Annotated in this window: 14 protein-coding genes; 6 read left to right on the top strand and 8 right to left on the bottom strand. The window is 70.4% G+C overall.

The annotated features are described in order from the left end of the window. Positions 1-71: 71 nt before the first annotated feature. Positions 72-998 (top strand): cation diffusion facilitator family transporter, encoded by a 927-nt coding sequence (locus ACFRAQ_RS04355; protein WP_379094016.1) that lies wholly within the window; start codon positions 72-74, stop codon positions 996-998. Here ACFRAQ_RS04355 and ACFRAQ_RS04350 read toward each other — a convergent pair whose 3' ends face one another. Genes ACFRAQ_RS04350 through ACFRAQ_RS04340 form a run of 3 tightly spaced genes read right to left on the bottom strand, consistent with a single transcriptional unit; the run spans position 999 to position 3524 of the window. Beyond that, a complete protein-coding gene (locus ACFRAQ_RS04350; protein ID WP_379094013.1) occupies positions 999-1400 on the bottom strand; it encodes a hypothetical protein in 402 nt (133 codons plus the stop codon). Between the two features lie 16 nt (positions 1401-1416). Then, the gene (locus ACFRAQ_RS04345) at positions 1417-2898 is read right to left on the bottom strand and encodes a phytoene desaturase family protein (RefSeq protein ID WP_379094010.1); all 1482 of its coding nucleotides are present in this window, start codon (positions 2896-2898) and stop codon (positions 1417-1419) included. A gap of 38 nt (positions 2899-2936) precedes the next feature. Continuing rightward, the gene (locus ACFRAQ_RS04340; protein WP_357283517.1) at positions 2937-3524 is read right to left on the bottom strand and encodes a TetR/AcrR family transcriptional regulator; all 588 of its coding nucleotides are present in this window, start codon (positions 3522-3524) and stop codon (positions 2937-2939) included. A 160-nt stretch (positions 3525-3684) separates the two neighbouring features. Here ACFRAQ_RS04340 and ACFRAQ_RS04335 point away from each other — a divergent pair, with 160 nt between their 5' ends. Further along, a complete protein-coding gene (locus ACFRAQ_RS04335; RefSeq protein WP_379094007.1) occupies positions 3685-3903 on the top strand; it encodes a DUF4287 domain-containing protein in 219 nt (72 codons plus the stop codon). Between the two features lie 80 nt (positions 3904-3983). On the opposite strand, the gene ACFRAQ_RS04330 is transcribed toward ACFRAQ_RS04335, so the two are convergent. Genes ACFRAQ_RS04330 through rfbD form a run of 3 tightly spaced genes read right to left on the bottom strand, consistent with a single transcriptional unit; the run spans position 3984 to position 6970 of the window. Continuing rightward, the gene (locus ACFRAQ_RS04330) at positions 3984-5075 is read right to left on the bottom strand and encodes a sugar phosphate nucleotidyltransferase (RefSeq protein WP_213559707.1); all 1092 of its coding nucleotides are present in this window, start codon (positions 5073-5075) and stop codon (positions 3984-3986) included. Between the two features lie 60 nt (positions 5076-5135). Then, positions 5136-6056 carry a glycosyltransferase family 2 protein gene (locus tag ACFRAQ_RS04325; protein ID WP_379094003.1) on the bottom strand — a complete coding sequence of 307 codons (921 nt, stop codon included), beginning with the start codon at positions 6054-6056 and terminating at the stop codon, positions 5136-5138. Continuing rightward, positions 6053-6970 carry a dTDP-4-dehydrorhamnose reductase gene (rfbD, locus tag ACFRAQ_RS04320; RefSeq protein WP_379094000.1) on the bottom strand — a complete coding sequence of 306 codons (918 nt, stop codon included), beginning with the start codon at positions 6968-6970 and terminating at the stop codon, positions 6053-6055. Before rfbD ends, ACFRAQ_RS04325 begins: the two co-directional genes overlap by 4 nt. 273 nt (positions 6971-7243) lie before the next feature. Here rfbD and ACFRAQ_RS04315 point away from each other — a divergent pair, with 273 nt between their 5' ends. The 3 genes from ACFRAQ_RS04315 to ACFRAQ_RS04305 all read left to right on the top strand — a co-directional run bounded on the left by ACFRAQ_RS04315 (position 7244) and on the right by ACFRAQ_RS04305 (position 10888). Further along, the gene (locus ACFRAQ_RS04315; protein WP_379093997.1) at positions 7244-8704 is read left to right on the top strand and encodes an LCP family protein; all 1461 of its coding nucleotides are present in this window, start codon (positions 7244-7246) and stop codon (positions 8702-8704) included. Next, positions 8692-9408 carry a TIGR03089 family protein gene (locus ACFRAQ_RS04310; RefSeq protein ID WP_379093994.1) on the top strand — a complete coding sequence of 239 codons (717 nt, stop codon included), beginning with the start codon at positions 8692-8694 and terminating at the stop codon, positions 9406-9408. Before ACFRAQ_RS04315 ends, ACFRAQ_RS04310 begins: the two co-directional genes overlap by 13 nt. Before the next feature lie 184 nt (positions 9409-9592). Then, complete coding sequence (locus tag ACFRAQ_RS04305) at positions 9593-10888, top strand: cytochrome P450 (RefSeq protein WP_379095803.1); 1296 nt, start codon at positions 9593-9595, stop codon at positions 10886-10888. A gap of 31 nt (positions 10889-10919) precedes the next feature. Here the strand turns inward: ACFRAQ_RS04305 and ACFRAQ_RS04300 are convergent, their stop codons facing one another. Beyond that, on the bottom strand, positions 10920-12479 hold the full coding sequence (locus tag ACFRAQ_RS04300; protein WP_379093991.1) for a carboxylesterase/lipase family protein: 1560 nt from the start codon (positions 12477-12479) through the stop codon (positions 10920-10922). Positions 12480-12589: 110 nt separating this feature from the next. On the opposite strand from ACFRAQ_RS04300, the gene ACFRAQ_RS04295 reads away from it, so the two are divergent. After that, complete coding sequence (locus tag ACFRAQ_RS04295; RefSeq protein ID WP_379093988.1) at positions 12590-12811, top strand: zinc ribbon domain-containing protein; 222 nt, start codon at positions 12590-12592, stop codon at positions 12809-12811. Here ACFRAQ_RS04295 and ACFRAQ_RS04290 read toward each other — a convergent pair. Next, entirely contained in the window at positions 12808-13107 is a 300-nt protein-coding gene (locus ACFRAQ_RS04290; RefSeq protein WP_357283498.1) for a SelT/SelW/SelH family protein, read from the bottom strand. The two genes, ACFRAQ_RS04295 and ACFRAQ_RS04290, sit on opposite strands and share 4 nt — an antisense overlap. Positions 13108-13129 lie beyond the last annotated feature (22 nt).

Raw genomic sequence — 13129 nt, 5'->3', positions numbered from 1 at the left:
CGAGCGGACTGTAGGCTCCTCCCGGTCACACACGTTTTCTCGACAAAACGGACATCGGAAGGGGCGGTTCATTGTCTGCGGGCGGCGGTAAGAAGGCCATCCTGGCGGCGCTCAGCGCGAATGCGGGCATCGCGGCGGCCAAATTCGTCGGCGCGGCCATCACCGGCTCCGCGTCCATGCTCGCCGAGGCCGTGCACTCGGTGGCCGACACCTCCAACCAGGGCCTGCTGCTGCTCGGACAACGCCGGGCCGAACAGGAGGCCGACGAGCTGCACCCGTTCGGCTACGGCCGCAACCGCTACTTCTATTCGTTCGTGGTCGCGCTGGTCATCTTCGCGCTCGGCTCGGTGTACGCCATCTACGAGGGCATCCACAAGATCGAGCATCCCGAGGAACTGTCCAACCCGATCGTCGCGATCGTCATCCTAGGCCTGGCCATCGGGCTCGAGGGGTTCAGCTTCATCACCGCCATGCGGGAGTCCAAGCCGCTCAAGGGCAATGCCAGCTGGTGGCGGTTCATCCGCAACTCGCGCAATCCGGAACTGCCGGTGGTGCTGCTGGAGGACTCGGGCGCGCTCATCGGCCTGGTCCTCGCGTTCGCCGCGATCAGCCTGACCATGATCACCGGCGACCCGATCTGGGACGGCGTCGGCACCCTGTCGATCGGCATCCTGCTCGGCGTCATCGCCGTCATCCTGATCGTCGAGATGCAGAGCCTGCTCATCGGCGAGGGCGCGACCCCCGAGGAGGACGCGGCCATCCGCGCCGCCCTGGTCGACGACCGCTGCATCGACAGGGTCATCCACCTGCGCACCCAGTACCTGGGGCCGGAGGAAATGCTGGTGGCCGCCAAGGTCGCCATCGTGCCCGGTCTGGAGATCGCCGAGATCGCCGCGGCCATCGACGAGGCCGAGGCGCGGGTGCGCGCCGAGGTGCCGGCCGCCCGGGTCATCTACCTGGAGCCGGATCTCTATCGCGCCCAGCCGGTCCAGCAGTAGTCAGCGATCGGCGAGGCGGACCACGAACCGCAAACCCGACCAGGTGCCGTCGATGGCGGCGACCTTGTTGTCCACCAGGCCCTGGCCCAGACCGTAAGCGCGAGCGGCGTTCTCACCGAGATCGGTGGGGACGCCGCTCGACTTCTTGGGCCAGGCCAGCCACAGGCCGCCGTCGATCGCGAGACGCTCCCGCCAGCCGGAGAACCGGCGGGTCAGGGCGGCGCGGTCGGGGCAGAAGCCGAGGATCACGTCATAGGGCCCGATCCCGGCGCGGCGGTGCAACAGCACCCCGCCGGGCAACTCCCCCAGCTCGAATCCCGCCGGCGCCCCGGCCAGCAGCACCCGGCTCCCGGGCTTGATGCCGAGCTTGCGCGGGAGCGGCGTGCCCGAGTAACCGGCCATGGCCGCAGCGTAGCAATCAGATGCGCCAGCGGCCGGTAAGCAGTTCGAGCGGATCGGTCGGGATGCCGAACTCCTTGCGCAGGGCATGGCGGGCGGCATGGTAGCCGTTCATGCCGTGCACGCCCGGCCCCGGCGGCGTGGCCGAGGAGCACAGGTAGACGCCGGGCAGCGGGGTGGCGTACGGGTTCCAGCGCGGGGCGGGCCGGAAGACGGTCTGGCGCAGGGTCATCGCCCCCGCGGAGATGTCGCCGCCGATGTAGTTCGGATTGTGCGCGGGCATGGTGACCGCGGTGCGCACATGGGTCGCCAGGATCAGGTCGCGGAAGCCGGGGGCGAAGCGTTCGACCTGGGCGGTGATGGTCTCGGTGAGGTCCTCGGCCGAGCCGTTGGGCACGTGCGCGTAGGTGTAGAGGGTGTGCTTGCCCGCGGGCGCGCGGGTGTCGTCGACGACGCCGGGCTGGATGGCCAGCACATAGGGCCGCTCCGCGTGCCGCCCTGCGGCGACGGCCTTTTCGGCGGCCACGGCCTCGGCGCGGGTGCCGACCAGGTGCAGAGTTCCGGCCCGATCACACCCCGGCGCCTGCCACGGCACCGGACCCGAGAGCGCGAAATCCACCTTGCAGGCCGCGCCGCCGTAGCGGAACCTGTTGAGCGCGAAGTCGTATCGTGCGGGCAGGGTCGCGATGCGTTGCAACTCGGCCGGCGCGACATCCAGCAATACCGCTCGGACCTCGTCGAATTCGTCGAGGGAGTCGACGCGGTGGCCGGTGATGACGCGCCCGCCGTGGACGCGCAGATCCTCGGCGAGGGCGTCGATGATGGCCTGGCTGCCGCCGCGCGGCACCGGCCAGCCGCGCACATGGGCGAGCGTGCCCAGCAGCATGGCCACGCCGGCGCCCGGGAATCCGCGCGGCGGCCGGATGGCGTGCGCCGACACACCGGTGAGCAGCGCGGGCGCCACATCCTCGCGAAAACGCATGTTCCACAACGGCGTCGCCTGCTCGACCATCCGGCGCAGGACGCGCAGTTCGATCCCGGGGTCCAGGCGCAGCATGCCGGACGGGTCGATCGGCGGATGCCGCAGATCCGACATGAGCAGGGCGACCAGGTCCTCCCACTTGCGCACCAGCGGACCGAACAGCCGCCGCCACGCTCCGCCGTCCCGGCCCAGGCCGTCGGCGGTGTGGTCGAGGTCGAGCCAGGCCAGCCCGGCGCGGCCGCCGTCGAGCGGATGCGCGTAGGACACCTGCGGGGTGAGTAGTTCGACGCCGTGCGCCTTCAGGTCGAAGGCCCGGAAGAACGGGGACGCCACCGCCATCGGATGCGCGCCCGCGCACAGGTCGTGGTGGAAGCCCGGCAGCGTGACCTCGCCGGTGCGGCACCCGCCCCCGATCCCGTCGGCGGCCTCGTACACCTCGACGTCGAGCCCCGCGCGGGCCAGGATCACCGCCGCCGCGAGCCCGTTGGGACCGGATCCGACCACCACCGCGTCAGCCATGCTTTCAGCGTATGCCCGGGTGGGAGGTCCGTGGGTGATCAGTGGGGTCGGTCACCGCGAACCCATTGGGCGACCAGGATTTCCAGGCGCTGCTGCCGAAAGTCGGGCCGCAGGCGGCCACCCCGATCCAGCGTGGCCAGCCCGTGCATGGTGCTCCAGGCGACCTCGGTGAAGGTCTCGGGGTCGTGCGGCGGTGCGAAGGGAGCGAAGGTGAGCAGCAGTTCGACGAAGGCGTCCTTGAGGGCCTGCGGCGCGTCCGGACCGAATTTCAGGTCGGTGCGCAGCAGGAAGATGGCGTCGTAGAGGGCGGCGCTGTCGCGGGCGAAGTCGAGGTAGCCCTGGACCACCGCGCGCAGGGCCTGCTCGGGGGTGTCCGCGGACTCGCGGAGTTCGCGGACCACTCCGGCGAATTCGGCCATCCCCGCCTCGGCGACCGCGGAGACGATGGCGTCCTTCCCGGCGAAGTGGCTGTACAGCACGGGCTGGCTGTATTCGATGCGATCCGCGAGTTTGCGCACGGTGACGGCGTCCCAGCCCTCGGTCTCGGCGATCTCCCGCGCGGTGTCGATGATGCGCTGCCGCCGTTCGATGCGTTCGCGTTCCTTGCGGGTCTGGATGGCGCTCATAACCGAACTCTAGCACCGCTAGACAATCTACCGACGCAAAAGTCGGTCACGCGCCCGACCCCGCGAGCCTTCTCGCCACCTGTGACCCTCGCCACGGCACGATGAATTCCACTGGGCCGCACCGTCCACACCCATGACACCCAGCGCAGAGGAGACTGACATGGCGACCACCAAGCCCCACGGACCGGCTTCGTACTTCCCGTCCATCGAGGCCACATACGGCCGCTCCGTGGACGACTGGTTCACCCTGCTCGCCGAGACCGGCATCACCGGACAGAAGGACCTGGTGAACTGGCTGAAGACCGAGCACGAGATGGGTCACGGGCACGCCACCGCGCTGGCGCAGTTCCACCTCAACCCCGGCAAGTGGGAGCGCTGACCGCGCCCGCGGAAACCTCCGCCACACACCCGACATCGGCCGCCCCCTTCCATGGGAGCGGCCGATGTCGTTGTGACAGATCAGACGTCGGTGGAGAAGCGGATGCCGCCGTCCGGGATGTCGACCCCCGGCCAGATGCGCGCGCCACGCAGCAGTTCACAACGCGCGCCGACATTCGCGCCGTCGCCGATGACGGCGTCGCGGACCAGGGCGCGCGGACCGATCCGGGCGCCGAAGCCGATGATCGAACGTTCCACAGTGGCACCGGCTTCCACCCGCGCCCCGTCGAACAGGATCGCGCCGTCCAGGCGAGCGCCCGCGCCGACCTCGGCCCCGCGGCCGACGACCGTGCCGCCGATCAGCAGCGCGCCGGGCGCGACGCCCGCACCGGGGTGGACCAGGGATTCGCCGCGCTGACCCGGCAGCGCCGGGGACGGGGCGATGCCGCGGACCAGGTCGGCCGAGCCGCGCACGAAGTCTTCGGGGGTGCCCATGTCACGCCAGTAGGAGACGTCGACGTGGCCCTGGATGTGCGCGCCCTCGGCGAGCAGGGACGGGAAGGTCTCGCGTTCGACCGAGACCGGACGGCCCGCGGGGATCTTCTCGATGTACTCGCGGCGGAAGACGTAGCAGCCCGCGTTGATCTGGTCGGTCGGCGGATCCTGGGTCTTCTCCAGGAACGCGGTGACACGGCCGTTCTCGTCGGTGGGGACGCAGCCGAAGGCGCGGGGGTCGCTGACCCGCACCAGGTGCAGGGTGACGTCCGCGCCGGAGGTGTGGTGGGTCTCGAGCACCCCGCCCAGGTCGGTGCCGCCGAGCACGTCGCCGTTGAACACCAGCACGGTGTCGGCGCGCAGCTTGGGCAGCACGTTGCGAATGCCGCCGCCGGTGCCCAGGGCCTCGCTCTCGGTGACGTATTCGAGCTCGAGGCCGAGGTCGGAGCCGTCGCCGAAGTGCTCTTCGAACACCTCCGCCTTGTAGGAGGTGCCGAGCACCACATGAGTGATGCCGGCGTCGGCGATGCGCGCGAGCAGGTGCTGCAGGAACGGCAGTCCGGCCGTGGGCAGCATCGGCTTGGGAGCGGACAAGGTCAGCGGACGCAGGCGGGTGCCCTGGCCTCCGACCAGGATCACCGCGTCCGTGGACCCGGCGGTGTTACCGCTGTTCGCCATCTTCTCCCCTGTGTCAGGTGGTCAGTGATACGCGACCGCAGATCCTAACCGCCCCAAATGTTAAACAGAGCCGTTTCGATCTCGTTCGCGCAGTGCGGATCGAACCGCAAGTTTGCAGCGCACCGCAAGTCCAGCTTTCAGTGCCACCCGAAGTGGGGCTTGCCACCAGTGCGGATGCCGGTCGGCCTGGAAACGGTACGCGCTGGCGTGATGGGCGGGCAGCATGGTCTCCGGGTGACGACCCGCGGCATGCCCCTTGGCGTGCGTGACCTCGGCGGACGGCACGAAGACATTGTGCCAGCCCGCCCGGCCCATCCGGTCGCCGAAGTCGACATCCTCCATGTACATGAAGTAACGGGAGTCGAAACCGTCGATGGAATCGAAGGCCGCGCGACGCACCAGCAGGCAGGAACCCGACAGCCAGCCCACCGAACGCTCCGAGATGGCCTCGTTGTCCTGGCGGTAGCGCAGCGTCCACGGGTTCTTGGGCCAGATGCTGCCCAGGATGGCGTGGCCGGCGCCGTCGGCGATGCCCGGCACCGAGCGCGCGGACGGGTAGGTGCTGCCGTCCGGCTCGAGCACCTTGGGGCCCAGCGCACCGGCGCGCGGCCAGCGGCGGGCGGCGGCCAGCAGCTCGTCGATGGCGTCAGTGCTCCAGCGCACGTCCGGGTTGGCGATGACGATGAACTCGATGTCCGGGTCGATCTCGGCCACCGCGCGGTTGATCGCGCCGCCGTAGCCGATATTGCCGCCGGTGCGTAGCAGGCGCACGTGGGCGTTGGCCTCGGCGGCCAGTTCCGGGGAACCGTCGACCGAGCCGTTGTCGGCCAGGATGACCTGCGGCTTCTCACCGGTCGCGATGGCCAGGGTGCTGATGAAGTGTTCCAGGTGCTCGCCGGGCGAGTAGGTCACCGTGACGACTGCCAGCTGCGGTTTTTTCGCCGCGGCGGGGGGCTGTCCGACAGAATCCGAGGGGCTCACGGGGGCCCAGGATAGTCGGAGACGGCGGCCAGTGCGTCGTTCAGTGCCGACTTCCAGTCCCGCAGCGGCGACAGGCCGCCCGCGGCCCACGAATTGCCCGAAAGGACCGAATACGCCGGGCGCGGAGCGGGTCTCGGGAAATTCTCGGTGCCGCAGGGCCGTACGCGTTCGGGGTCCGCGCCGAGGCCCGCGAAGACCGCGCGCGCCAGATCGAACCAACTGGCTTGTCCGGCATTGGTGGCGTGCAGGATTCGGGGTACCCCGGGATTGACACCCGCCCCCAGCGTCCCCGCGAGTTCCAGCAGACCCGCCGCGAGATCGAGGGCGTAGGTGGGCGAGCCGATCTGGTCGTCCACCACCGTGATGGTGTCGCGCTCGCCCTCCAGCCGCCGCATGGTCGCCACGAAATCACCGGTGTCGCCGGTGTAGACCCAGGCGGTCCGCACGATGCGCGCGTCCGGCGAATACTCCAGAACCGCTTGCTCGCCAGCGAGTTTCGTCCGCCCGTAGACCGTGGCCGGTCCGGTCGGATCGTCCGGTTCGTACGGGTGGGAGGCCGTGCCGGGAAACACGTAATCGGTGGAGACGTGAATGAGCCGGGCGCCGCGTTCGGCGCACACCCGGGCCAGCACGCCCGGCCCGGTGGCGTTCACCGCGAAGGCGGCCTCGGGCTCGGACTCGGCCTGATCGACGGCGGTGTAGGCCGCGCAGTTGATCAGTACGTCACCGGGTTTCACCAGTTCACGCACGGCGTCGGCGGCGGTGATGTCGAGATCGGCGTGGGCCAGGCCGCGCGCCCCGGGGGCGAGGGTGGTCAGGGCCCGGCCGAGCTGGCCGCGCGCTCCGGTCACCAGCAGCCGGGCGGTCTCGTGGCGCGGCTGTCCGGTGGTCGGGCTCACGTCGTCGGCAATCACGGCTGTCAGTGTGGCACGCCACGTCCGCCACCTCGCGAACCCGTCGCGACCTGTGGATTCATTCGGACAGACCGGGGTAATCGGGCGACATCGCGCGACTCACGGAGTCCGGGCTACGGCAACTGAACGGTTACCGCCACTAGCCTGCAGGGTGGGGGTCTCCCATTCGATTCGACCTCGCTTGCCGGGGTCCAGTGGGCCGAGTTTGGAAAGGACAGTCGGTTGCCGGAGAGTGCCTGGGCATCCGTGCCGAAAGGGTCCCGCCCATCAGCGATGCGCCCGCGGCAGCGGGGCGGGCCGGGCCGGGCACTGGCGGCGCTGGCCGCGGTGCTGGCCCTGACGGTGACCGGACTCGGCTGGCACAGCGTGGACCAGCTGGTGTCGGGCATCGAGCGGATCGGCAATCTGGGACTGGGCGGCGGCAAGTCCGACGGCGCGACCGACATCCTGATGGTCGGCATCGACTCACGCACCGACGCGCACGGAAATCCGCTCACCCAGGACGAATTGGCCATGCTGCACGCCGGCGACGACGGCGAGGGCGGACTCAATACCGACACCATCATCCTGATCCGGGTGCCCAACAACGGGCGGTCCGCCGTCGCCGTCTCCATCCCGCGCGACTCCTACGTGGACATCCCGGGCCTGGGCAAGGGAAAGATCAACTCCGCGTACGGCATCACCAAGTCGACCCTGCAGCAGAAGCTGATCGATCAGGGCGTCTCCCCCGCCGAGGCGGACAAGCGCTCCACCCAGGCCGGACGGCAGGCGCTGGTCAAGTCGGTGGCCGGGCTCACCGGCATCACCGTCGACCACTACGCCGAGGTCGGGCTGCTGGGCTTCGTGCTGCTCACCGACGCGGTCGGCGGGGTCGACGTGTGCCTGAACAACGTGGTGGACGAACCGCTCTCGGGCGCGGACTTCCCGTCCGGCAAGCAGAAGCTCGACGGCGCAGAGGCTTTGAGTTTCGTGCGCCAGCGCCACGACCTGCCGCGCGGCGATATCGACCGGATCGTGCGCCAGCAGGTGTACATGGCGCAGCTGGTGCACCAGGTGCTCAGCGCCAAGGTGCTCGCCAGCCCCGGCCGGTTGAAGGAGCTCAGCGACGCGGTCGGCCGCACCGTGGTGCTCGACGACGACTGGGACGTGCTCAGCTTCCTGCACCAGCTGCAGGACCTGGCGGGCGGCGAGGTGAAGTTCGAGACCATTCCGGTCAAGGACCTCAACGGCTGGACCGACAACGGCGAATCCGTGGTCCGGGTGGATCCGACAGCCGTGCACAAGTACGTGACCGCCGCGGTCGGCGACGACGACGAGGACACCAAGGGCGACGGCGGCATCGAGCCGTCCACTGTCATCGCCGACGTCTACAACGCCTCCGGCGCCGGCGGCCTGGCCGCGCAGGCCGCACAGGCGCTGGCCGCCAAGGGTTTCCGCACCGGCACGGTGGACAACTGGATCGGCGGGCCGGTGCAGAGCAGCCGGGTGCTGGCCGCCTCGGGCGGCGACCCCAAGGCGCGCGCGGTGGCGCAGGCGCTGGGCGGGCTGCCGGTGATGGCGGAGCCGGGACTGCCCGAGGGCTCGGTCCGGGTGGTGCTGGCGGGTGACTACTCTGGTCCGGGTTCGGCGAAGGGCAGCGTCACGTTCGATTTCTCCGGAACCGCGACCGCGACGCCCGTGCCCCCAGCCCCACCTATCGACGCCGGCACGAACGGACCGAAATGCGTGAACTGAACGAGACCCTCACCGAAGCGGTACTCGACCCCATCCTCGCCCGCGACCCCGCCGGGCCGCGCATCACCTATTACGACGACGCCACCGGCGCGCGCATCGAACTGTCCGCGCTCACGCTGGCCAACTGGGCGGCCAAGACCGCCAATATGATTCGCGACGAATTCGGGCTCACCTCCGGCGCCCGGGTGGCGGTCCTGCTGCCGGCGCACTGGCAGACCGCCGCGGTGCTGCTGGGCTGCTGGTGGGCGGGCGTCGAGGTGGTGCTGCACGCCGATCCGGACGCCGAACTGGCGCTGGTGACCGCCGACCGCATCGACGAGGCCGACGGTATCGCCGAGGTGGCCGCGCTCTCGCTGGACCCGATGGGCATGCCGGTGCGCGATCTGCCGATCGGCATCACCGACTACGCCACCTCGGTCCGCGTCCACGGCGACCAGTTCCGCCCGCACGGCATCGGCTGTGCCCTGGACGGCACCTCGGTCTCCGCCGTCCTCGACGAAGCCCGCAAATCGGCTGCCCGCCAGGGCTTCACCGCCGAGGACCGGGTCCTGTCCACCACGTCCTGGGACACCCCCGCCGAACTGATCGACGGCTTCGTCGCGGTACTGGCCGCCGGTGCCTCACTCGTCCAGGTCACCAACCCCGACCCCGCCGCCCAGGAGCGCCGCGTCGCCACCGAGCGCGTCACCGCCCAGCGCCGCTGACGATCCGCCGCCGGGCGATGGGGTTCCAGCGGCTGGCGTCGTCGGTCGACGTGGGGTTCCAGGGGCTTGCCCCTGGGAGGTGCTCCTACCCCGGTAGGAGCACACTTTCCCTCCTCGGGATGTTTATCCACGGCAAGCGTTTACGTACCGTGGAATCATCCGATGACGAGGGAGTCCCGCGATGATGAGTCCCCGATACTGGGCCCGATGGATGGTCGAGCACGGTGCCCCGCGCTGGGGTCTGCGTTGGCAGGCCCGCCACGATGTTCCGTTCGCGAAACTGATCACCACGTCGGACGCGCTCCACGATCCGTATCCCCTGATCGAGGACATCCGTGCCCGCGGCCGCCTGGTGCACAACCCGTACACCTGGGCGACGGCCGACTACGAGCTGATCCGCGCCATCCTGCGCGATAACCGCTTCGGCGCGTTCGGCCCGGACGGCGTGGACATGCCCGCCTGGCTGCGCGATCGCCTGAAGCGGGCGCAGACGCCGCCGAATCCGGTGGAGCCGCCGTCCATGCTGATGATCGATCCGCCCGATCACACCCGCATCCGCAAGTCGGTGTCGGCGGCGTTCACCCCGCGCGCCATCGGCCGGCTGCGTGATCGGGTGGAGTCGGTGACCGCCGAACTGCTCGACGAGCTGCCGCCGGAGGGCTCGGCCGACCTGATCGCGGCCTTCGCCCAGCAGGTGCCGATCGCCATCATCACCGAGATGCTGGGTTTCCCGCAGGCGTCCCGCGACGAGTTCCTGAGCTGGGGTGACGCCGCCAGCCCGCTGCTGGACATCGGCATCTCGTGGCGGGCCTGGCGCGACGCGTACGCGGCCATGAGCGTGATGGACGAGTACCTGAACGGGCATCTGGCGAAGCTGCGGGCCACCCCGGGCGAGGACATCCTGTCCAGTCTGGTGACGGCCGGGGAGCTGAACGAGCGCGAGCTGAAGGCGACCGCGAGCCTGCTCATGGGCGCAGGGTTCGAGACCACCGTGAACCTGATCGGCAACGGCGTGGTCCAGCTGCTGTCGCACCCGGAGCAGCTGGCCATGCTGCGCGCGGATCCGGATCTGTGGCCGCAGGCGATCGACGAGATCCTGCGCTTCGACCCGCCGGTCACCATGACCGCGCGCATCGCCCTGGCCGACGCCGAGGTCGGCGATCAGCGGCTGGCGGCGGGCAGCGTCCTGGTGATGTCGCTGGCGGGCGCGAACCGCGATCCCCAGAAGTTCACCGACCCCAATCGGTTCGACATCACCCGCGCGAACGCCCGCGAGCACCTGACCTTCTCCAGCGGCATCCACACCTGTCTGGGCGCGAGCCTGGCCCGGATGGAGGGCGTGCACGCGCTGCGCGCGCTGTTCGACGCGTTCCCGGATCTGGCGCTGGCGGGCGCGCCCGAACGCCGCCCGCTCTACACGCTGCACGGGTACGCGCACCTGCCCGCGCACCTGGGCCGCCGGGCCACCGCCACCGTGTAGCCCGCCGCGGTGGGGCGGGATCGGTTGCGGCTCAGTAGAAGCCGACGACGTCGTCGCCCCACACGGAGTTGCGGTCGCGGTCGGGATCGTCGACGACCCGGTCCACGCCGTCGATGACGAGCGTGGTCCGGGTGGCGGCGTGGTAGGGCGGCCAGTGCTTGGATCCGTCGATGGCGGCGGGCACGCCGTATTCGGCGAAGGCCAGCCAGCGGCGCATCACCCGGCCCGAAACCTCCTGCGCCGCTTTGCGTCCGCCGAGCCAGAAGGTCGGGTCGTAGTCGAAGGAACCGAAATTGCCGAACACATACGGCAATTCGGTGGCGTGGCCCGCTCCGACCCGGGCCGCCTTGAGCATGGGGGTGGCGTGGTCGAACCGGTACATCCAGGTCGGCGAGTGCGTGGAGTGCGCGTCGGCCACCCACTGCGCGGGCATCCGGAACGCGGCGTCGGTCGACATGATCATCGCGCCGCGCGACGTGCCCGCGGCGTAGGCGGCCGCGAACTCGGCGACGCGTTCGGGTGACAGGCCCGGATGCTCGGCGGCGACCGAACGCAGCATGGAGTTCACCGCGTCCGGGGTGACCGGCATGATCGGCGAGCGCAGCAGCCGGAACAGCGAGGATTCGTCCTTGTTGGTGCCGATGAGCAGCGGCACCCGATGCGACCGCCCCTGCTGGAAGCGCTCGCTCGGGTAGCCGGGCAGCACATCGCCGTCCACCACCGGCGCGGCGGCCAGGCGGCCCGGTTCCCGCGCGGGCACCTCGTCGAAGAGGGTTCCCGCCGCGGTCACCATGCGTTCGAGCGGCATGGTGAGCAGTTCGATAGCGCGATCGGGCGGCAGCTCCAGCAGCTCCAGATAGCGCTTGGCCACCACGGCGGCCCGCTCCGGACCGAAAACCGCTGTGGCGGGCGGTGATTGGGCGATGGCGCGATGGAACAGGCCCGCCGACAGCGGCGAGGTGAGCAGCGCGGTGACGCAGCCCGCGCCGGAGGATTCGCCGAAGATGGTGACATTGCCCGGGTCCCCGCCGAAGGCCGCGATATTGTCGCGCACCCAGGCCAGGGCCGCGATCTGGTCGTGCAGTCCCAGGTTCGGGACGAACTCCTCGCCCAGCGAGGACAGGTCCAGGAAGCCCAGGGCCCCGACCCGGTAGTTCACGCCGACCACGATCACCTGACCGGCCTCGGCGAGGCGGCGGCCGTCGTAGATGGCCTGGGCGGCGGTCCCCAGGCAGTAGGCGCCGCCGTGCAGCCACACCATGACCGGGCGGGGTTCGTCGACGGCGGCGGCCGGGGCCCAGACATTGAGCCACAGGCAGTTCTCGCCCATGCGCAGGTTGGCGTCGACGGGCACGAAGCCCGGGGTCTGCGGGGCGACGTCGCCGTAGCGCACGCATTCGCGGACGCCGGTCCAGGGTCGCGCGGGTTGCGGCAGGCGGAAGCGGTGGGGACCGGCCGTGCTGTCGGCGTAGGGAATGCCCCGCCAGACCGCGGCCGACCCGATGACGGCGCCGGACACGGCGCCGGACACCGTCCGTGCCACCGGCGCCTCATCGCGTTCGGTCCGCTCGTCGAAGATCCGAGTGTTCACACGACACCTCCTCGTACTCCGTAAATCGAGGGTACTGGTGGTTCGCGGGTCGCCGGGCGATCATCGTCAGCGCGCCGCACGAGCTCGGCGGTGTGGTCTACGCTGGCCGGGTGCCGAGCTATGCGTATCGATGCCGCAGCTGCGGCGACACCTTCGAGCTGACCCGTCCGATGGCCGAGGCGTCCGCCCCCGCGACCTGCCCCGACGGCCACGACGACACCGTCAAGCTGCTGACCACCTTCGGAACCGTGAGCCGTGGCGGCGCCGCCCCGGTGTCCATGCCGGCCCCGCCGGCCGGCGGGGGCTGCTGCGGCGGCGGAGGCTGCTGCTAGCTCGCCGGTCCGGCGTTCTCGTCCGTCTTCTTGTCCGTGTGGCCCAGTGCGCGATCCGGGGCCACGCGGTCGCGGACGCGTTGTTTCAGCAGCGCGATATCGGGAAAACCGCCGTCGGCCTTGCGTTCCCAGATCTGCTCGCCGTCGACGGTGATGCGGAAGACGCCACCCTCGCCCGGAACCAGGGCGACCTCCGACAGGTCGGTGGCGAAGGTGGTCAGCAACTCCTGGGCCATCCAGCTCGCGCGGAGCAGCCAGCGGCACTGTGTGCAGTATTCGATCGCTACGCGAGGCATGTCCGCGACCCTATCCCGCCCC

The organism is Nocardia sp. NPDC056611 (assembly GCF_042792755.1).
Taxonomy (GTDB): Bacteria; Actinomycetota; Actinomycetes; order Mycobacteriales; family Mycobacteriaceae; genus Nocardia.
The sequence above is the reverse complement of the archived record's forward strand: the minus strand, read 5'-3'. Positions and strand labels throughout refer to the sequence as shown.